Origin of the sequence: Luteibacter sp. (assembly GCF_035539195.1) — a bacterium.
Taxonomy (GTDB): Bacteria; Pseudomonadota; Gammaproteobacteria; order Xanthomonadales; family Rhodanobacteraceae; genus Luteibacter.
On sequence record NZ_DATLIW010000030.1, the window covers coordinates 237,285 to 256,160 of the forward strand.

At 61.6% G+C, this 18,876-nt stretch carries 17 protein-coding genes and 1 pseudogene; all 18 read right to left on the minus strand.

Annotated features, from left to right (window positions below):
- Nucleotides 1-177: 177 nt before the first annotated feature.
- The 18 genes and pseudogenes from VM621_RS10925 to virB11 all read right to left on the minus strand — a co-directional run bounded on the left by VM621_RS10925 (nucleotide 178) and on the right by virB11 (nucleotide 18,872).
- Complete coding sequence (locus VM621_RS10925; protein WP_325468983.1) at nucleotides 178-1,860, minus strand: type IV secretory system conjugative DNA transfer family protein; 1,683 nt, start codon at nucleotides 1,858-1,860, stop codon at nucleotides 178-180.
- A gap of 30 nt (nucleotides 1,861-1,890) precedes the next feature.
- Complete coding sequence (locus VM621_RS10930; RefSeq protein WP_325468984.1) at nucleotides 1,891-3,309, minus strand: XVIPCD domain-containing protein; 1,419 nt, start codon at nucleotides 3,307-3,309, stop codon at nucleotides 1,891-1,893.
- Nucleotides 3,306-3,827 (minus strand): hypothetical protein, encoded by a 522-nt coding sequence (locus tag VM621_RS10935; protein ID WP_325468985.1) that lies wholly within the window; start codon nucleotides 3,825-3,827, stop codon nucleotides 3,306-3,308. The genes VM621_RS10930 and VM621_RS10935 overlap by 4 nt, the downstream gene beginning before the upstream one ends.
- A gap of 188 nt (nucleotides 3,828-4,015) precedes the next feature.
- Nucleotides 4,016-4,627 (minus strand): hypothetical protein, encoded by a 612-nt coding sequence (locus tag VM621_RS10940; protein WP_325468986.1) that lies wholly within the window; start codon nucleotides 4,625-4,627, stop codon nucleotides 4,016-4,018.
- Nucleotides 4,628-4,659: 32 nt separating this feature from the next.
- Entirely contained in the window at nucleotides 4,660-5,925 is a 1,266-nt protein-coding gene (locus tag VM621_RS10945; protein ID WP_325468987.1) for an XVIPCD domain-containing protein, read from the minus strand.
- A 66-nt stretch (nucleotides 5,926-5,991) separates the two neighbouring features.
- On the minus strand, nucleotides 5,992-7,305 hold the full coding sequence (locus VM621_RS10950; RefSeq protein ID WP_325468988.1) for an XVIPCD domain-containing protein: 1,314 nt from the start codon (nucleotides 7,303-7,305) through the stop codon (nucleotides 5,992-5,994).
- A gap of 86 nt (nucleotides 7,306-7,391) precedes the next feature.
- A complete protein-coding gene (locus VM621_RS10955) occupies nucleotides 7,392-8,597 on the minus strand; it encodes an XVIPCD domain-containing protein (RefSeq protein ID WP_325468989.1) in 1,206 nt (401 codons plus the stop codon).
- A gap of 17 nt (nucleotides 8,598-8,614) precedes the next feature.
- Nucleotides 8,615-9,283, minus strand: coding sequence for a hypothetical protein (locus tag VM621_RS10960; RefSeq protein ID WP_325468990.1), 669 nt, complete (start codon nucleotides 9,281-9,283; stop codon nucleotides 8,615-8,617).
- A gap of 84 nt (nucleotides 9,284-9,367) precedes the next feature.
- A complete protein-coding gene (locus VM621_RS10965) occupies nucleotides 9,368-9,877 on the minus strand; it encodes a hypothetical protein (RefSeq protein ID WP_325468991.1) in 510 nt (169 codons plus the stop codon).
- A 187-nt stretch (nucleotides 9,878-10,064) separates the two neighbouring features.
- Complete coding sequence (locus tag VM621_RS10970) at nucleotides 10,065-10,454, minus strand: hypothetical protein (protein ID WP_325468992.1); 390 nt, start codon at nucleotides 10,452-10,454, stop codon at nucleotides 10,065-10,067.
- Nucleotides 10,455-10,856: 402 nt separating this feature from the next.
- The gene (locus tag VM621_RS19620) at nucleotides 10,857-11,348 is read right to left on the minus strand and encodes a DUF4189 domain-containing protein (protein WP_414674525.1); all 492 of its coding nucleotides are present in this window, start codon (nucleotides 11,346-11,348) and stop codon (nucleotides 10,857-10,859) included.
- 9 nt (nucleotides 11,349-11,357) lie between these two features.
- The gene (locus VM621_RS10975) at nucleotides 11,358-12,413 is read right to left on the minus strand and encodes a type IV secretion system protein (protein WP_325468993.1); all 1,056 of its coding nucleotides are present in this window, start codon (nucleotides 12,411-12,413) and stop codon (nucleotides 11,358-11,360) included.
- A gap of 89 nt (nucleotides 12,414-12,502) precedes the next feature.
- Nucleotides 12,503-13,282 (minus strand): hypothetical protein, encoded by a 780-nt coding sequence (locus tag VM621_RS10980; RefSeq protein ID WP_325468994.1) that lies wholly within the window; start codon nucleotides 13,280-13,282, stop codon nucleotides 12,503-12,505.
- A 27-nt stretch (nucleotides 13,283-13,309) separates the two neighbouring features.
- Nucleotides 13,310-15,769 (minus strand): VirB4 family type IV secretion/conjugal transfer ATPase, encoded by a 2,460-nt coding sequence (locus VM621_RS10985; protein WP_325468995.1) that lies wholly within the window; start codon nucleotides 15,767-15,769, stop codon nucleotides 13,310-13,312.
- 58 nt (nucleotides 15,770-15,827) lie between these two features.
- A complete protein-coding gene (locus VM621_RS10990; RefSeq protein WP_325468996.1) occupies nucleotides 15,828-16,142 on the minus strand; it encodes a VirB3 family type IV secretion system protein in 315 nt (104 codons plus the stop codon).
- Nucleotides 16,135-16,578 carry a TrbC/VirB2 family protein gene (locus tag VM621_RS10995; protein WP_325468997.1) on the minus strand — a complete coding sequence of 148 codons (444 nt, stop codon included), beginning with the start codon at nucleotides 16,576-16,578 and terminating at the stop codon, nucleotides 16,135-16,137. The genes VM621_RS10990 and VM621_RS10995 overlap by 8 nt, the downstream gene beginning before the upstream one ends.
- Nucleotides 16,579-17,376: 798 nt before the next feature.
- Nucleotides 17,377-17,791: pseudogene (locus VM621_RS11000) on the minus strand (lytic transglycosylase domain-containing protein); the annotation flags it as partial.
- Between the two features lie 40 nt (nucleotides 17,792-17,831).
- Entirely contained in the window at nucleotides 17,832-18,872 is a 1,041-nt protein-coding gene (virB11, locus tag VM621_RS11005; RefSeq protein ID WP_325468998.1) for a P-type DNA transfer ATPase VirB11, read from the minus strand.
- Nucleotides 18,873-18,876 lie beyond the last annotated feature (4 nt).

Sequence of the window (18,876 nt, forward strand, 5' to 3'; positions counted from 1 at the left end):
GGTGTTCATAAGGCACCCTTGGCCCGCGCTTCTCACCGCGTTTAGCGATGGTTGCCTGCGACGTGTTTTTGTCGATGACGCGGGCAACGATGTGACCCTGGCAAAACAATTTGGGGTTGTCTTGAACAGCGTCGTGCATTGTCGGATGGGCCTGGTGTGAGAAACGTTGCTCTGTTGTCAGATCGAAAGTGCCGCAACATCGGCCTTCTTCAGCAACCGCGACGTGAAGTACTTATCCTCGTAATACCGGATTTTCTCGCATATCACCGGATGCGGAATGCCCTCGTAGAGGAACACTTCCTTGTCCGTGCCCATCGCCTTGAGCTCCTGCGGGAGCATCAGTGCGCGCTTCTCTTCCGAGTGGCTCTTCGAAACGTCGCCGTTCTTGTTCTTGGTGATGTTCTCGCGGCGCACCGTGGTATAGCCGAGCATGTCCGAATAGTCGTTGGCATCCTGTTGTTCGCGCGGGGCGAAGACGATCTGTAGCGCGTGGTTGGTGATGACCGTGCGCGATACGTCCTTGCCGTACGTGGCATCCAGCTGGGCCATGCTCTGGATGATCGGTAGCAGGCGGATGTTGTAGCCGGCCATGTACGAGACCGCCGAGGCGATGATCTCGACCTTGCCGATGGACGTGAACTCGTCCATCAGCAGCAGGCACTGGTGCTTGAGCTCCGGATTGTTCTGCGGCAGCTCCTTGGTGTTGAGGTTGATCAGCTGGCTGAAGAACAGGTTCACGATCAGGCGGCTTTCGGCCAGCTTGTTCGGCTGGATGCCGATGTAGATCGTCATGCGTTTCTTGCGGACATCGGTCAGGAGGAAATCGTCCTCGCTGGTCGCGGCGTCCAGCACCGGGTTGATCCAGGCGTTGAGCGGTTCCTTGAAGGTGCCGAGGATCGAGGCGAAGGTCTCGTTGGCCTGCGAGAGCATATTCGCGAAAGCGGACTGCGCGTTCGCGCTGAGGCATGGTTCCTTCGACAGCGCGGTATAGAGCTCGCGAAGGTCGGTGCCGTCGCCGGACGAAAGGCGATAGATCATGCCTAGCGTCGGCTTGCTACGTACGGCGATTGGCCGGCCCCTCTTCTCGTCGTCTTCCCACTTCTCGCAGAGGTACAGCGAGAAGGCCATGAACGCATTGCGTGCCTGGCTGACCCAGAACTTCTGGTCGTCCGAGCCGTCCGGGTAGAGCATCGAGGCGATGCTCATCAGGTCGGACACACGGAACGCGGGGTCCTTCGAAACGTAGCTCAGCGGATTCCAACGATGTGTGCGCCGGTCCTCGGCGAACGGGTTGAACAGGTAGATTTCCTGACCCTGCGACTTGCGCCAGCCGCTGGTCAGGTCGAAGTTTTCCTGCTTGATGTCGAGGACGACCACCGACTCCTTGTAGTCGAGCAGGTTCGGGATCACCACGCCCACGCCCTTGCCCGAGCGGGTCGGGGCGGCGAGGATCACGAACTGTTGGCCGGGGAGGCGGACGAGATCGCCCTTGTACTTGCCGACGAGGATGCCGTTGTTGGATGGGGTGAGCATTTTCTGCTTGCGAAGATCCGATGCCGTGGCGAAGCGGGCGTCGCCGTGCATGGCCTGCTTCTTCTTCCTCATGAGGAAGTACAGCACGACGAACCAGGCGATCAATGGGAGGCCGAATCCCAGGCCGCCGGCGGTTTTGATCTTCCAGCCAAACGGTTGCACCTGGGGCAGGCCCAGCGCGTGCACATACTCGTAGTAGGTTGCCAGCCGTACCGGGATCTGCCCGAGACGGAGAAACAACAGCGTGAGGTAGCCCGACAGCCACTCACCGACGACGAGGGCGACGACGAAGAGTCCGATCGCCCAGTATCCCCTTGTTTTACTCATGCGCTATGTACCTTTTTCCTTTGCTTGGGATCACAGGCCGGGCGACGGCTGTGCTCTTTCCGGTTGGACCTGGGCTTGCTGGCTGGCCAGTTGGGCCTGTTGTTGTGCCTGCTGCGCGGCCTGCTGCCACTGGACGCTACTTTCGGCGAGGGACGTGCTGGCGGCTTGTTCGGTCGGCATCTCGGCCACCCGTTTCAGCGGTGATTCGGGGTTACCCTGCACCGCGTAGATACGTGAAGCGTCTTCGCTGAGCACGGCCTTGTCGATGCGGTCGAGCCCGTTCTGCCGCGCCTTCACGACGAGGCTGCCGGCAACATTCTCGCTCACCCCGTCCGGCGCGCGGCCATGGGCCTGGTCGAGTTCATGGACTGCCTCGCGCGCCTGCTTGAAGAGCGGGTGATCCGGGTGCGCGGTGTGATCGAGCGATACCCCGGGCTTGTCGTGCTCGAACCATGCGCCGGGATGGGTGAGGGTATTCCACGCGCTCTGGGCCTTCGCTTCTACAGCGTGGACACCGTCGGCGATGTGGTGGCCGACCTGCTGGATACCATGCTCGACGGCGAGAACCCCTGCGCCGATGGCTTCCACGGCGCGATGTTCGACGGCGTCCTTCAGCTCACCGATGGCCTTGGGAATTTCCCATGCGGCGGACAGACCCATGCGGATGTCTGCCACGTCGTTGCGGTAGCGGTCGATCATGCCTTCGTGGGCCTTGTACCTCGCCTCGCTTTCGGGATTGATGATCGATTGGCCGAGTAGCTTGCTGTTCGGAACGAAGTTGTCGATCGCGTGGGCGTCGAAATCGATCGCCTTGACCGGATTGCGCGGGCTGAGGATGCCACTGTCGTCGCGATAGCCGGCATGCGACAAGGTGTCGATGTCTTTCTGTGCAGCGTAGACGCGAACCTCGCCGAAATGCGGGCTCGCGGCACTGACGACATCACCGGCGCGCACATGGTCGATGACCTGGGATCCACCCTCGGGCACGCCTTCGCGCAGACCCGCGGCGCCGTAGGCGTTGAAGGTCTCGCCTTTAAGGCCGTATTTCGAGGCATTGATCTCCGCCAACGTCCCGCCGAGTGAATGGCCGGTCACCGTGACCTGCAGGGGGCGATGATGGAGGTCGGCATCGATCCGGGCCTTCTCGAGCACACGTTCCGTAAAGGCCTCGGAGTTGGCCGTCTGGAGATTCACTCCTGCCAGGACCATGCCCGCGTCGACACCCCCATCCTGAACCGGTTCGCGATCGAACTCGGTGCCCCGATAGGCGATGACGATCTCGCCCGTGTCCATGCGCTTGTACGCCGTAGCCTGGAAGCCGGTCCGCGGATTGTTCTCCACGTCGATCGCCTCGTAGGTGACCCCACCAAGTTCCTTGGGCTTATTCAGGACTGGGTCCTGATAGGCATCCTGCGCCAGTAAAGCGTAGTCGGTCGAGGAGATACTCACGGATGCTTCTCCTCGGCGTGGACGGTAACGGAGAAGGTTGCGTTTGCTTCATCCTGGTACTGCGCGCGATCGGTCTCACCGGTGTCCACTCGCTCCACCTGTGTGGTCGCATAGGAGCGATTGGAGTAGTAGCGGGTAACTGGCTTGCCTTTCAGCAGGTCGTCATGGAACAGCGGCGCGCTGAAGTCCACCTGCTTGACGAATAGATTCGCGCTGGCAGCGACGACCGACCAATGGCAGACGCCCTTGCCGAAATAGTCCTCGTCCTGCAGGAGGTCTGCGTAAATCTCGCCTTTGTAGATGTTGCCGCCCGAATGGGTGAGCACGATAGGCACCCGCTTCTCGGGGGCGACCGTGGCACCCGTGACGGGCGTGAGCGGCACGCAGTTCTCGTTGCTCACGCGATAGTCGACCACGCCCTCGATGCGGTCGAACGGGCCGGGTGCGTTGTCCACCTTGATGGTGATTTCATAGCGCATCCGCGGCTGGGGGTTGAGCTTGATATCAGGCTTATTCATGGCGGCACCGTAAGCGGAGAACGTGAAAGGGAGTAGCGAGACGAGCGTGAGTAATGCGGCGGGACGATTCGATGTGGTGCGCATGCCTTATCTTCTCCTACTCATGCGGACGCAGGTCTCGCCTGCGATCGGGTGACGATCCAGAGGCGGAAGCCGTGCGTATGTGTCTTCACTGACGTGCCGAGACATCAGGCGCCCGTGTCTTCGGGATTCAACCCCATCGAATACTCCTCGATATCCTTGCCGTCGACCCAGCCGGTAGCGCAATCGCCGGTGTAGTGACCATCTGTCTTCAGTGTGCAGGCGGTGCCGATGGGCGAACGCTTCCATTGGATCGGCGTATCGGCGCCTTTGCAGATGTCGTTGCCTTTGCAGCCTTTTACGGTTTTCGTCGGCACGGCCTTGACCAGTGCGCGGAGCAACGTCCCTTCCTTGCGCTGTGTCGCCTGGATGCAGAGCAACTGGTGCTCGCCCACATGAGCGACGGGTTTTGCGGAGGCGACGTTGAAGCCGTCTGCAAGCGTCGTACCCTTGGTGCTGGTGACGCCGCCGAAAGCCATGTTCGAGGTGCAGTCATCGTTGACGTCGACCGCGGTGCCATCCACGGTGCAGGCCACGTTGCCGTACGTGTCCTTGGCACAAGCCACGTTGGACCCGCTGGACGAGGCTTTCAGCATGGACTGCAGCGCGCCCGCATCCGGTTTCGCTGCGAATGCCGGGAGTGCGAAGAGCAGCATGGCGGCACACAGGCTCTGCGGAATGAAAGCGTGGTGCGGAAAGTAGGTCGCGGCGTTGTTCATCTGGAGATCCATAAGCGAGGAAGGCGAGGGCGTCAGGCGCTCTGGCTGGGGACAAGCGGTGGCTGAGTCTGGACGGGTATACCCACTGCCGGTTGTTGGGCCTGCTGCGCCGCCACCTGTAGCGCCTGACGGCTGCTTTCTTCCAAAGGCGTGTTTGCCGCTTCCTGCGTCGTCGCCTCTGCGACCTTCTTGAACGGCGAGTTGAGCTCCCCCTGCACGGCGTAGACCTTGCTGGCATCCTCGTTGAGGACGGCGTGATCGACGCGGGTCATGCCCTGGCCGAGTGCCTTGGTGGTGAGGGTACCGGCGATCTGGTCGCTCTGGAGGTCGGGCGTGCGCTGGTGTTGCGCGTCGAGGCGGTGCACGGCATCACGGCTCTGTTGGTATAGCGCATGGTGGGGGTGGCCGGCGGCGTCGAGTCGTGGCGTGGCCGTGTGCAAGGCTTCCCTGGTTGCAGGACCAACGACGCCGTCCGCCGGAAGGCCGTGCGCACGCTGGAAACGTTCGACCGCCGCCTTGGTGTGTGCACCGAAGTCGCCATCCGGCTGGATCGCACGATTGTGTTCATCCTTGTAGCCGAGGCGGTTCAGGGTGGCCTGCAGGTCGCGGACCGGGGCGCCTTCATCGCCGTGGCGGAGTGCGGCTTCGTGAGTCGGGGCTGCGGCGTGCGTCACCGTGTGACGCGGAACAGCCTGTGTCGAAGCAGCCGGGACGCCAGGTGCATCAGGCGCGTGCCCGTGCAACGCGTCGCGCACACGAAACTCCGGCTTCGCACGAAGCGCCCCGACAATCTCCATGTTCTTGCCGTCCCAATAGCCCCCGGGCGTGACATTCACTTCGGCCGGCCCCGAGCCGACCTGCGAGCCGATGAAGTGGATATGTCCCTCGGCGTCGTATCCCTTGAAGATGGCGACGTGCTGGCCGGAGCCATGCTTGTCGCGGAACATCAGCACGTCGCCGGGCTGCAGCGAACCGTTCTTCTGGTGTGCTTCGGCAGCGGAGATGACATCGAAGTGTTCGCGTGCATAGTGCGTCGGCGTATGGCCCTCGAACAGGTCGTGGGTACCGAACGGCGTGGCGGGCACACCGTAGCCGGCATCATGCATGCCACGCCAGACGAACGATGAACAATCGACACCGAGGCGGCCGTCGTGATCGTTGTCCTGCTCGGTGCGGCTGCTGTCGGTGTGGCCATCACCGCCACGGTTGCGCAATGACATGTCGGGACGGCCATACTCGTACTGGCGACCCGATTTGAGGAAGTGTTCGTTGGCTTCGTTGTAGATGTCGCGGCTCATGAGGTATCTCCGTCGAGGAGCGCCAAGTGGCGCGGCTTGAGGCGAAAAGGCCTGTGTCTTCGGGGCTCAACGCCCGTGAACGGGTCCGTCCGGCATGGGCGGCGGTGGTCCTGTCTCCGGCGCCTGTCGACGGGCTTCTTCCACGGGAGCGGGGGAGGCGGGCGCCAGCGCGGCGATCTCCGCACCGCTCTGCTCGATCGGCGTATTCACGGCCTTCGCCGTGTCCACTTCGGCCGTGCGTTTGAGCGGCGACTTGAGGTCGCCTTGTACCGCGAAAGCGCGACTACCGTCGTCGCTGAGGATGACATGATCGATCCTGGTCAGTCCCTGCCGTCTGGCCTCCACCGTCACCGCGCCGGCAAGCTGGTCGCTCTGCTTGTCTGGCGTGCGCCGGTATTGCGCATCCAGGTTGTGCACGGCGTCGCGTGCCTGTTCGTAGAGGGCGTTGTCGGGGTGAGCGGAGCTATCCAGCCGGCCGGATTGCGCGGCGCGCCGTGTGGCATCCTGGTGTTCGGCCTGGGCGATGGCTTCCATCGTGCGCGGCCCTGCGACACCGTCGACCGGAAGATGATGGTCGCGCTGAAATGCTTGGACTGCGGCGCGCGTGCCCGGACCGAACTTGCCGTCGGTGTGGAGTTCACCATGGTTTCCGGCGGTGTAGCCGAGCCGGGCGAGGTTGCCCTGGAGCAGGCGTACGTCCTCCCCGTTTGCGCCCTCCTTCAAGGGAGCGGGGGCCTTGCCGGCATCGAGTGTCGGATGCTCGCGCTGTGGCCGCCCGACGTTACCCTCGGCGAGGCGGTGCATCACGTCGGGCGTGAGGCGGTGCTGCCAATCCGCGAAGCGGTTCTCGCGGTCTTCCAGCCCGTTGTACTTGCCGTTGACGGCCCTGGTCGCAGCGCGGACATCGTCCCTGGCATTCTCGGGCACGCGGTTTTCCCAGTACCAGACCGCAATCTTCGACGCGTTCTGCGGATCCGCGGCGAGCTCGGGATGCTTTACCAGATCGAGGTCGAGCGCCTCCCCGGCAGCGCGATAATTGTCCTTGCCGGTGAGCTGGATGTAGCCGCGGCCATGGTACTTCCAACCGTCACCGGGTTCATCGTTGCCATTGCGGCCGCCATACATCAGCTCCGCGAGTTGCTCGGGTTTGCCCATCAGGGCCTGCTTGCGCGCGGCCTCCAGAACCTCGGGGCCTTCGCGCCACGCGGCTTGCACGGGGATCTGCGAGATATTCCGCGTATAACGAAAGCTTTCTTCGAGCCGGTTGAGTCCGTTGGATTCATGAGTGACCTGGGCCATGAAGTTGGCCAGCTCCCTCGGGTTGGTCATGCCCGCCGCGGTGGCGTCGGTCAGTACCTGGGTTTCGCGATCTATCGCCATGTGTAGCTCCTGGTTGACCCGCTTGCCATGACACGCGCTCTGGCTTGGCTGATCCACCATCCGTGGCGGAAGCCATCCATGACGGATTAGTGACTCGGTCCGGCGACGTGGGGCGCTTGAGGCCGTGCCTGCTGCTGGGTGAGCGGTGCGACCTGCTGCGCCTGATCCTGCGCCGCGGAACGGGAGAGCTGCTCATCGGCAATCTGAGTGCTCTGCGCCAATGGGGTATTCAAACCACGCATCACATCGACCTCGGCGAACGACTTGAACGGAGCGTTCGGATCACCCTGCACCGCGTAGAGCTTGCTGGCATCGTCGTTGAGTACCACATGGTCGATGCCGCTCATCTGGGCTATTACCGCGGACGCCGTCAACGAGCCCGCCAACTGCCCGCTCTGCAGCGTCGGCTCACGGCCGTGCTCGCGATCGATACGGTGCACGCCGGCCTCCGCCTGTTTGTACATACCGTGGGCTGGGTGTTTCGGATCGGCAAGCGTCGTCGCTCCTGCCTTCTGCTGGGCTGCCTGCAAGGCCTCCAAGGTCTTCGGGCCGGCGACGCCATCCTCGTTGAGGTGGTGGTCGCGCTGGAAGGCTTTCAGTGCGAGTTCGGTGTTGCCACCGAACTTGCCGTCGGCGCCCAGAGCGGCGCCGTTGGGATGGGTGTAACCCAGCTTCTGCAGGGAGGTCTGGAGTTCGGCGATACGGCCGCCTTCATCTCCCTTGCGGAGGTGATCCCCCGGGGACTGCGCCTGCCCGTGAGCTTGTGCATGCGGCTTGCCATGTCCTTGGACGTGCTCGGGCTCCGCGCGACCTTCGGCCAGGGCGATGCCTTTGCGCATGGTCGGTCCGTTAGCGATATCGATGAGGTTTTTGGCGTAGTCGGGGTCGGTGGCATAGCCAGCCGCCTGCAGGGCTTGGGCTTCCTTGACGAGATTGCCTTTGACGCCGGGATCGAGCAGCCCGTGCTTCGCGTACGTGGGGTTTTCCTGGACGAACTTGATCCGGTCCTTGATCGAATCCTCATAGGAGTCGTAGACGCGGAACTTGGCGTCTTCCATCACCTTATGCCGGTTTCTGAATTCCGGTACTTCGAATGTCTTCGACTCGCCGTGCCAGCTGGGGTCGGCCTTGATGTTGTAGAGATTGTTCGTACCGTGCAGAACCTTCTGGCCCCAGCCCGTCTCCGCCGCGGCTTGCGCGAGAAGGAGTTCCGCAGATACGCCGGTCTCGTCGGCGACCTTGCGTACGGAGGGATAGATGTCGGCAATGAATCGTTGTTGTGGTGTCGTCATGGCTACGGTCCTTGTGGTTACTTCGACGCATGGGCGGGGAGGGTCGCCGTGAACGGGATCCTCTTATTGGGGTCGTTCATGAGGAAGTACTGGCCGGATATCTTGATCTGGCCCTTGTCCTCATGGAAACCCTCGTTGCCCTTGTCGACCCACGACGAGTAGCCAGCGTCAACACCTGGAACGTCCGCATCCTGGTTGGCGAGGATCCTCCCGGTCGCGGGAGAAAGCTCCACCACGTTCAGCAGCGTCTGCGAGATCGACGACCGCTGACTGGTATCGCTCTGTACCAGGACGAATAGCGATCCGCCCATGGCGAAACAATGCGTGGCGCGATTCTGGTACCAGTCCGACCGTAGCGGAATGGCCGCGACCCAGCGCGGTTGCTGTGTCCTGGCGTCCTTGACGTAAACGAAGGCGCGTCCGTCCAGACCTTCCTCGGTGACGTTTCCGGCGATGCACTCGCCGCCCTCGATAGGGGCGGAGCCGTATGCGGTGAATCCCTTCGGTAGCTTCGCAGTGGCCGGCTGCCTGGTCGCAGCAGGCGAGGCTTCGGAAGCATGCGCACGAAGGGGAGGGGCGCCCAACTGAATGGCCATGACACCCGCGAGCACGAGCGCGCTGATCCGGGGCGACGGGCGCGGTGGCACGATGCCGGCAAACGCCGGCTTGGAACGGTCAATCGTCATGTGTAACTCCTGTTTGATGATCGGGCGGCTTTGCCTCCTGCTGGCCGAACCCGCCATCCGGGCGGGGGTGTTGCACGCCCTGCATCAGGGCAACGTCACTTCCGGAAGCTTGCTCGGATCGAAGTCGGAGAAGGGTACTGTGCCGAGTTCCTTTGCAGACAGGTCGACGTGCTTTTCCTTATCCGTTTCGGTATCGACAACCCGGCGCATCACCGACGAGATGAACCAGTCGCGCTTGGTATCTTGATACGTGAAGGTGTATTCATCCGTCCAGCGCTCGCGGCTCCCGCCGCCGACAACGACCGTGAACTGGCCCTTGCCGATTCTTGAGTAGGCGTAGGGATCACCGGCCAAGCCCCCGCAGGTGGAGCAAGGCACGATGCGATCATTCGATGAGACCCGACGGAACGTTCCCGTTCCGTCGCGTACCAGGAGAACGACATTCCGAGGCCGGCCCTGGCCCAACGTCTCCTGACCGGCCAGCGGTGAATCGAGCACCAGAAGCACACCGCCGCGGCCGTCTCCGGTCAGATCGCCTTTTACCGACTCGATAACCTTTGCCCCGCCGGTCGTAAGTGCGGTCAGATCGTCCATGGCGTTTCCTTTGGCCGGCGCGACGGCAATCGGGGCAGTTTGGTGTCTTGCATACGGGTTGGCACTTTGCGCGCTCGCGGCGCCAACGACGCCCAGGCCAGCGAGCAAGAGCAAGAGCAAGCGTAGCGGATGACCAATCTTCATGAATTTGCCGATGTCTCGTGCCAAGGTTCGCTCGCCGCGCCAGTTAGGGGCTCGCGTCAGCCGGATCGCGCGCTACCGTGCGAACGACGGGACGTGGCAAATTCGCCGTGGCGTTCGGATCGGTGGTGCTGTACTGATTCGTCGAGCCCGAGTTCACCGGCTTAGCCTCACCGGGTGCCGAACGGTCGACCGCGCCGTTCGGGAAGGCTTGCTTGCAAACGCGCGAGTAGAGATTTGCCGACGGCCGCTTGAAACACTTGCGGTTCGTGACTCGATATTCACCGGTTTCTTTGTGCTTTGGCACCCAGCAGTCCTCGGGCACGCCGTACTGGCAGAACAGAAACGGATTGTTGCCGTAGTACGGAATGAATTCGGTCGCGGCAATTCCCGCGCTCAGGCCGAAAAGCAAGGCGAATAGAAAGGCAGTCTTCATCGTAGTTCCTTTGGTGAAGGCGCAAGTTCGTTGCGTTGTAGGTCCAATGGCGTCGCGGTCGAGTTGGGGTGGTAGTCAGGTCTGGCTGGAGATCGAACCAGGATCCTCGGCATCGTGCGGTGAAGCCGCTCCTGGGGCATATCGCGGAATCGGCATGCGGGTTTGCCACCGTTGCCCCAGCTGAGGGACTTGGCCAGAAGGACAGCCGCCTTCCGCATATGTGGCAATGGGGCAAAGCAGAAAACAACGCCTCGCGTTCCGCGTCGAGCTTCGTATCGCCAGCACCGTTCGATACGAGGGTCTCCCTAGCGACTTTCGGGCTTGATCCTGGATTCATCGCTCTGAGCGTTGATCGTCGCTTCCTCCGATGACTGTAGCGGCATGTGATTGCTCCTGAGATCGCTATTGGATGCGAACTGGCGGGCTACATGCCGAGTAGTACACGCGGCAGTCCTTCGCCCCTGTAGCGCACTTTCCAATGGCTCTCTGTTCTGCTTCGGGTTTCGACGCGCCTGATCCTGTCGAGACAAGGACGTCTCCGGCTGCGAGCGCGACACACCCATTTCCGTACGATATTGCTATCTTGCAGTTGGTTCCACCCTGCGTTTGACAGTCTTGAAGTGCAAGTTTCTCTGCGTCTTTCTGTGTAGCAGTATCTATCGACTTTCCGAGTACGGCTTTGTCGACGTCGGTAGATATTGCCTGCCAGCGTGACTGCCAGAGGGGTGGTGGTGTGACTTGATCCTGGCCCTGGTTGTATCCAGGAATAGGGACGCAGGTCTGCCACCCTTGCCCCTGCTGCGGGTACTGCCCCGGAGGACATCCGCCCTCGGCGCGAGCCTGGCCGGCAGTAAGCGAGAGAAGGATTAGGCACAGCGTTATGAAGTACTTCACGATGGGTCCTCAGGACAACTTCTTGACGGCTTCGTTCTGCACCGGCTGCTGTTGACCGGAAAGTCGCGAACCGTAGTTGGTCGCTACTTGGTTCCCAGCATCGTGCCCGACACGCTGCTGCGGCGCATATGCCATCCCCGGTGGCTGGCCCTGTGGCCCAGGTCTGCCACCAGCACCCTGGAACACGGAATAGGTGATCGCACTGCCCAACGTACCCTGGAAGAACATCGCGGCCATCGGCGGTACCGACACGATCAGCAGACTCAAGAGCAAGCCGATGCCGCCTTGCTGAATGGCGGTACTGCTCAGGCCCTCGGTGCCGGGGCTGAGCAGGTTGTTGACGATCTTCGCGCCCCACATCGCACCACTGATCCGAAGCGTGAGGTCGAGAACCATGCTGGCGACCGCGCTGAGAAGCGCCATGGAGAAAATCGTGCCGATACCGTACATAAGCCAGCGCCGAAAGAGATCTTTGGTTTGGTCAAAAATGAGGCACAGGATAAACAGTGGCCCAAGACCGATGAACAGTGCCATAGCGAACTGGTAGAGCAGCAGCATCGCACCCGCGGCCATCGGCGGGCTTGCCGTGCCGATCGTGGCCATGAGCGACGTGCGCTCCTTCTTCGCGATCATTTCCGGGTCAGTTTCGATCACTTGTACCGAGTCGATGGAAGCGAGCGCGAGCTGGGTATAGGCGAGGTTCTGGTCGATGGCGCTCGCGGTCGTTTCGTTCTTGTTACCCGTGAACAGGTAATGGACTTCCTGGTCCATCTGCGTGGTGAGGAAGTCGTTCAAGTCGGTGCTGGTGACCGCCATCGTCGTCGCGGCAGCCACGATCACGACGATTCGGCCCATGTTGATGACCATTTCCATCAGCGGTGCCTGCGAGCGGCCCGTCATGATCCGAAACCCCTGGATCAGGATCCATAGGGTGACGAGAGTCAGGGCGATCGTGGCAGCCCAGGTCATCATCCGGTGCATGAGGTCCATGCCGAACGTATTGATCTTCGTCTGCAGGTACTTGTAGACGAGTTGGAAGTAGACGTAACTGGCGATATCAGACATGTGTCACTTGTTCCATGTCATCGCAGAAGAGATGCGATGACCAAGGTGAACGTCGTTCCGCTCACGCGGGGCGGAGGATGCCGGCATTTTCACAGCGAGAAAGCCGCTTTGAGGGCAGCCATGTTCACCAGGTTGCCCAGGATGTCGTTGCTGCCATTGATCGCCTGGCGGGAAAGGACCTGCTGCCGCCGCTCAAGCATTCCGATCTGTGCGTCGAGCTGTTGCTCGTTGGACTGCCATGTCTCACGTGCCTGCATCATGTCGGCGGTGTATTTGCCAGTGTCCGCGGCGTATGACGACAGCTTGCCCGGCGACTCACTGACCTGAGTCACACGAAGGAGGGCTAGTTGCGCCAGTGACGACGTCTGCGCGTCAAGTTGCTGCAGATAAAGTCGCGTCGCTTCGTACTTCTGGTTCTTGGTCATCTGCAGCAGCACGCAAACGTCGCGCTGCTGCGTCGTCACGTCTCCGCCAGTCAATTGGCTGGATGCGAAGTTCGCCAGTGCGCTGGTGATGTCACCACTGAAGAGTGATGCTCCGGGGCAATTCGCGGCGACGCCGTAGTCATCGGGGAGTTTCGGGAACTGTTGCTTCATTTGAAAGAGTTTGAACTGCAGGCTCTGGATCTGAACCAGCTGTTGCTGCCAGAAGGCGACGGTAGCTTGAATATGGGAGTAGGTTTCACCCCAGCGTTCGAGGTCCTTACCAAATTCAACGAGATCGTTCCCAGCAACCAGTGGGTCGTTGACGATCCACTGCGCATGCACCGGAGTCGTGAAGCTGCCCGCTGCCAACGTCGCACCAACGGCAACCGTGGTAATGAATGCACGCCGCAGCCAAGGCCGCTTCTTCGAAATGTCGATATCCATGTGGTTCTCCGGAAGCACGTTCATGGGTCAGGCGGCCCGCTTCGATTTGTTCGGGGTGGGGTTCGAGGGCCCCTTGCCGCTGCCCTTGCGATGTTCGTAGAACATTTCGAGCCACTGCTCGGGCCGCAGCGCGTCGGTGGAGACGCCTTCGGCCTCCGCGCGCGCCTGCAGCACCTCGTGCATGATCTCGATGTTGTCCGTGGAGGCAGAGATGACTGCCAGGGCATCGTCCATGCCGCGCAGGTTGAGCTGGCAGACCGCAGAGCCATGGCCTTGCTTGACCAGGAAGCAGCGCGAGCGCTCGTCAAGGCTGACGACCACGTTGTACTCGGCGTCGGTCAGCTTCAGACCCTCGACGTAGTCTTCGCGACTGGCGTTGGGGTTCGGCAGCAGGATCATCGTGGCGGTCTGCTCCACCAGTGCGGAAGCGATGTCGCTGGCCAGCGCATCTTCCGGGCTCTGGGTGGCGAAGATGCCCATACCGTTTTGCTTACGGATGGTCTTCTGCTTGTTCTTGGCAAACTCCTTCAGCCCACCCTTGCCGTCGAGGATCTTCCAGAATTCGTCCATGACGTAGATCAGCCGGCGGCCGTCGATCAGTTCCTCCAGCCGGTGCAGGAGGTAGTTGATGACCGGAGCACGGACTTCGGGATTGTCGATGATGTCCGTATAGTCAAAGCCGATGATGTTGGCCTTGCTGAGGTCGACGGTGTCACGCGGATTGTCGAATACCCAGCCAAGCGCGTTGCCTGCGGTCCACTTGCGCATGCGGATGAAGATACCGTCGTCGCCGAGATTCGGCAGGCTCTTCTGAAAGTTGGTCATGTTGCGCAGGTGCATCGGCGTATCGAGCATGCTCTCCACGGCACGGAAGATGTCTTCTTCCTCGCGTGAGCTGTAGACGCTCTTGCCGGCGAGTACCTTGATCAGGTTGCCGAGGAACTGCACGTTCTCTTCGGTGCGCTCGCACTGGAATGGGTTGAAGCCGGTCGGCTTGCCGTTCTCCAGGGCGAGATAGTTGCCGCCGCAGGCGCGAACGAAGATCTCTGCGCCGCGATCTTTGTCGAAGAAGAAGATGGTGGGCGACGGGTTGAGCTTCTGCACCTGGCTGAGCAGGAAGTTGATCAGCGCGGTCTTACCGGTACCGGACTTGCCGATGACCATGGTATTCGCGATCGCCTTCTCGCCCAGCGAGTTCTCCGCAGGGTGGGTGGCGTGGAAGTTGAAGTAGTACGGCTGACCGTTCGTGGTCTGCAGGGTGGTGACGCAGTCGCCCCAGGGGTTCTGGTCTTTCTTGCCGGTTGCGAAGTTGTGCAGCGGCGAGAGGCCGAGGAAGTTGAGCGAGCTGACGTTGGCCAGGCGCGTGCGGTATTTCCAGTTGCCCGGGAACTGGGCGTAGAAAGCCGAGGTAACGGCGAGATCTTCTTTTACCGTGACGAAACCGGCATTCGAGAGTTCCGCACGTGTCGTGGCGATTTGCTGTGACAACGCGTCCTGGGTCGGCGCATAGATCGCGATGGTGAAGTGGTACTCGCCCAGAACGAAGTTGCCCGAGGCCAACTGGTCCATGGCGTGATCGAGTTCGATGATCTGGCTGACCGCCTTGTCGCCGGAGGAGACCATCATGCCCTTGGTGCGATCGAGTGCCTTGAGCGCGTCCTGTCGCCCCATGGGGGTGAACGAATGAGTGACGACATACTCGAAATCGAGGAACTTCAGGCCGTTCAGAATGCCCGGATACGTGGCGTCCACGTATTCCTTGAGGTTGAGGATGGCGCCGAAATGGTTGACGCCGTTGGGCGTGGTTAGCACGAAGTCGCCTGTCTTTGCCGAAAAGCGTTGGCGACTGACGGGAAGATAGTCGTAGACCGGTGCCTTGAGCACGGGCACGGGTTCGTCGATGCGATTGAGGATAAAACCGAAGAGCTCGAGTACCTCGGAAAAGACGACGCCGTTCTCGGCCTCGTACATGCCCAGGCGCGTAGGCGCATAGTCCTTCAGTACCGCCTCGATGTTGCCCGCGAGTTCGAGCACCTGCGTGATCGCCTGGGCCTGCTCGGCCTCGAGTCGGCTCACGTCGGCGCTCTTCTCGGCAAACGCCTTTCCTTGCACGATCGGACGGTAAATCATCGTGAGGTAAAGCTCGTTCTGCATCAGTTTCTGCGTGGACAGCGCCTCGTAGTACGCGTCCGACAGCGTCTGGTTGAATGCTTCGCCAAACTTAGCCTTATTGCGGATGCCGCGGCGGCGACGGATATCGTGTACCCAAAATGCGACATTGGTGTAGTCGGGCGCGCGGAGCGTCTGCAGCATCCGGTTGAAACTGTTGTGACGGTGCTCCAGTTCCCATTCCTCGCGGCCAACGAAGGGCAGCCCCCCGAGACGCCAGGTCAACAGAAAGTCGCCACCCCTCGTCTTCACCACCGAAGGCGAGACGTGGGTGGATAGGGCGATGTGCGTTGAGATCGGAGCGTCTGGAGTGAACATGGTCGTCGATACCGGTTGAACGGGAAGGCCCTGGCACGGTGTGCCAGGGCGGCAGTCCTTACTTGCGTTTCTTTTCCTTGGACGCGTCGCGGTAGTTGTTCGGCGTGAACACCCACATTCCGTCGTGCTCAGGCACATTCCGTACCAGCGTCTTGAATCTCAGCCGCAGGGCGAGCAGCCGGAAGATCATTTCGTCGCGACGCGCCATCTGGCGCATCACGAAGATCGAGACGGGAATGAGCAGCAGGAACCAGAAGTTGAAGTACATCGCCAACAACAGACCCGTGCCCGCACCCATGAAGAACGGGATATAGGGCACGCCCATGAACATGGGCGGTCGGGTGCAGCCGCGAAACAGCGCGTTCTTATGCATGGATATGCATGAGGTGCATGGCGACGTTGATCGCGTCGATCATGAACGAGGTCGCGCTGCCGCCGCTGCTCTGGGTGCAGGCCGTGGCGCCACTGCCGCTACCGTTGCCGCCTACGACCATCTTGGCGACCTGCGCCGCTGCGCCGATCATCACGCCGCCGATCAGGGCCGGAGCCACATCGGCGATGCGCTTGTGCGCGAAGGCGATGCCGTAACCGGAGAAGATGACAGCGATGGTCACGACGACGATGGACGCGGCATTGAGCAGTGAGTTGATGTCCTGGAAGAAGCCGCACACCTTGGTACCGGTCTCGCCGACCTGCGCGAGCGCGAGACTCGGGATCATCAGGGCGGCCACAAGGGCGAACGTGCCGATAGCGTTCATCAGCGGCTTCTTGGACGTGGCAAACGCCTTGGACAGGGAGGGCAGGGCCATCACGAGGTTCCTCTTTACAGTGCGGATATTGACGGCGAAATGCCGCCGGACGAAGGCCGGGGCCGCGGCGCGGACCCGGGTTGCAATGGCCCGAAGGCCGACGTGACGAGGCAGGGACTCCGTCACGCGTAGGGGTGGCATGCGGTCAGAACACGAAGGCGCCATCGCTGCCTCCGTTGCGCAGGTCGGCCGGATCCTGGCGCGGGCCAGGCTGGACGACGGGAGTTGCCGTGCCCTGGGTAGGCGCGGCATCACGAGGACCGCGTACCTGGGGTACAAAAATGTTGGGATCGCCAGTCGGTTGCGGGGCCTGCGCGGGAGCGCTGCCGGTCGCATTGGCCGACACGCCTATCTGCGACATGACAGCCGCGGTGCTGGGATCGGTTCGAATCCGTCCCGGTTGGTTGGTCAGGTCGACCTGGGGGAGGCGGGCGCCCACCTGGGACATCGCAGCGGCGGTGGCGGCATCGGTCTGAATCGGCCCAAGCGGTGCTTGGGGCGTCGGCGTGAGTGCCGGGTTGGTGACCGGGACCACACCGGCTGGCAACGTCTGCACGGGCAGGCTCTGCGCCTGCGCCAGCATCGTGCCCTTGCCCGTTGCCGAAGCCACGGCCGGCCCTATCACCGAGGCGGCAGCCGCGTCGACGACGCGACGCATCGCCACACGATAAGCAGGGCCATCCGTAGTAATGCCGGTCACACCGTTTCCAACGCTCACGACCCGCACGGGGATCTTCGTTGCTTCGAGTGGAATGGCCTGCGCACCGGCGAACGTGCCGCTCTTCGCCATCGAATTGAAGACGCGCTGGACGTAACCATCCTGGTAGCCGGTGGTGAAATTGCCGGAGTAGTAGCAGCTGAAGGCTTTGCCCCAATCCTTGCCGGCACTGGCGTAGCACTGGGCGAGAATCTGCGCACCGGCGTTGAGGTTGGGGCAGTACTCGAATGCCTTTTCATAACTATCGAGGCCGTACTTACCGAGATTGGCCCGATTCACCTGGGCGACACCCAGCGAATAGTTGTAGCCATTCTTCTCGAGCATGCGAACGGTGGCGACGGCTTCAGGAAGGTTCTGCGGCTGGCGCACGAGCTGGCCGCCCACCACGCCGATGGCGTATGGGTTCCGGCTCGACTCCACGTTGACGACGTGCTGCATCACCTCGGCCGGTACGGCAAGGTTCTGACAGCCCATCATTTCCATTCCTGGTACCACCTTTGAAGCTCCTGTTTGATGACCGATGTACGTGTAAGCGTTACCCCCCGTCCGCACCCAATGCGCGAGCCGGGTTGAAATCGATGCCGGTGATGTATCGCCGGCCTGCGTGCGCCTTGATGTGAACGACGATGTCGATCGTCAACATCAGCAGGCGTTTGATCGTCGCGAACTCCAGTCCAGCGCCTTCCGTGGATGCCTTCACCATGAGCGCCAACTGGTCCCAGGTCTGTTCGACACTGCCTGCGTGGCAGCTTGTGATCGACCCGGGGTGGCCCGATGCGCAATTTCGGATGAAGTAGAACGACTCATCGCCGCGCAGCTCGGCCAGGATGATCCTGTCGGGCTTCATGCGAAGGCAGGCTTCCATGCAGCTCTTTGCCGTCACATTGGCGGCGCTTTGGCCGCCCTTGGAGTAGATCAGGTGCACGACGTTCGGCTGGTCGATGAACAGTTCGCGTGCATCCTCGATCGTGACCAGCCGCTCGTTGTCGGGAATATGGTGCACCAGCGACTTCATGAAGGTGGTCTTGCCACTGCCGGTCGCGCCGGAAACCACGATGTTCTTCTTGTTGAGCACCGCGTGGCGGAAGAAGTCCGCGTAGCGGCGCTCGGAGCGCAGTTCAAGCAGTTCCTTGTCGGCCTGACTGATCGTGTTCGCGCCTTCGAGGATCTCATTGAAGAACCCGTCCTCGCTGTACTGGGCGAGGGTGCGCGTCTCCTTGGACGGGAGGCGAATCGTGATCGACACGCGTCCCGCTTCGCAAGCTGGCGGTATGACGAACTGCGCGCGTTGCCCAGTCGGAAAGGTCAGCGACACGACAGGATCGGTATCGGTGATGCGCTGGCCTGTATTGCTCTCGTTGACGACAGCGGTACAGAACTGGCGTGCACGCTCGAACGTTAGCGACGGCACTTCGACGCGCTGCCAGCCACCCCGGCGCTCCAGATAGAGCTCGCCGGGACGGTTGATGCAGATTTCGGTGACATCCGAGGAGGCAAGAAAGTCCTTCACGCCCAGCACTTCGTACTGGTAGTCCAGGAAATCATTGCCTATCGATGCCAGTGCGCCGTCATCCATAGTC

What these genes read in the sequence shown, in the direction of transcription:
- VM621_RS10925 (WP_325468983.1), bottom strand. Translation starts at nt 1,860, where the DNA reads ATGAGTAAAACAAGGGGATACTGGGCGATCGGACTCTTCGTCGTCGCC.
- VM621_RS10935 (WP_325468985.1), bottom strand. Translation starts at nt 3,827, where the DNA reads ATGAATAAGCCTGATATCAAGCTCAACCCCCAGCCGCGGATGCGCTAT.
- VM621_RS10940 (WP_325468986.1), bottom strand. Translation starts at nt 4,627, where the DNA reads ATGAACAACGCCGCGACCTACTTTCCGCACCACGCTTTCATTCCGCAG.
- VM621_RS10945 (WP_325468987.1), bottom strand. Translation starts at nt 5,925, where the DNA reads ATGAGCCGCGACATCTACAACGAAGCCAACGAACACTTCCTCAAATCG.
- VM621_RS10950 (WP_325468988.1), bottom strand. Translation starts at nt 7,305, where the DNA reads ATGGCGATAGATCGCGAAACCCAGGTACTGACCGACGCCACCGCGGCG.
- VM621_RS10955 (WP_325468989.1), bottom strand. Translation starts at nt 8,597, where the DNA reads ATGACGACACCACAACAACGATTCATTGCCGACATCTATCCCTCCGTA.
- VM621_RS10960 (WP_325468990.1), bottom strand. Translation starts at nt 9,283, where the DNA reads ATGACGATTGACCGTTCCAAGCCGGCGTTTGCCGGCATCGTGCCACCG.
- VM621_RS10965 (WP_325468991.1), bottom strand. Translation starts at nt 9,877, where the DNA reads ATGGACGATCTGACCGCACTTACGACCGGCGGGGCAAAGGTTATCGAG.
- VM621_RS10970 (WP_325468992.1), bottom strand. Translation starts at nt 10,454, where the DNA reads ATGAAGACTGCCTTTCTATTCGCCTTGCTTTTCGGCCTGAGCGCGGGA.
- VM621_RS10975 (WP_325468993.1), bottom strand. Translation starts at nt 12,413, where the DNA reads ATGTCTGATATCGCCAGTTACGTCTACTTCCAACTCGTCTACAAGTAC.
- VM621_RS10980 (WP_325468994.1), bottom strand. Translation starts at nt 13,282, where the DNA reads ATGGATATCGACATTTCGAAGAAGCGGCCTTGGCTGCGGCGTGCATTC.
- VM621_RS10985 (WP_325468995.1), bottom strand. Translation starts at nt 15,769, where the DNA reads ATGTTCACTCCAGACGCTCCGATCTCAACGCACATCGCCCTATCCACC.
- VM621_RS10990 (WP_325468996.1), bottom strand. Translation starts at nt 16,142, where the DNA reads ATGCATAAGAACGCGCTGTTTCGCGGCTGCACCCGACCGCCCATGTTC.
- VM621_RS10995 (WP_325468997.1), bottom strand. Translation starts at nt 16,578, where the DNA reads ATGGCCCTGCCCTCCCTGTCCAAGGCGTTTGCCACGTCCAAGAAGCCG.
- virB11 (WP_325468998.1), bottom strand. Translation starts at nt 18,872, where the DNA reads ATGGATGACGGCGCACTGGCATCGATAGGCAATGATTTCCTGGACTAC.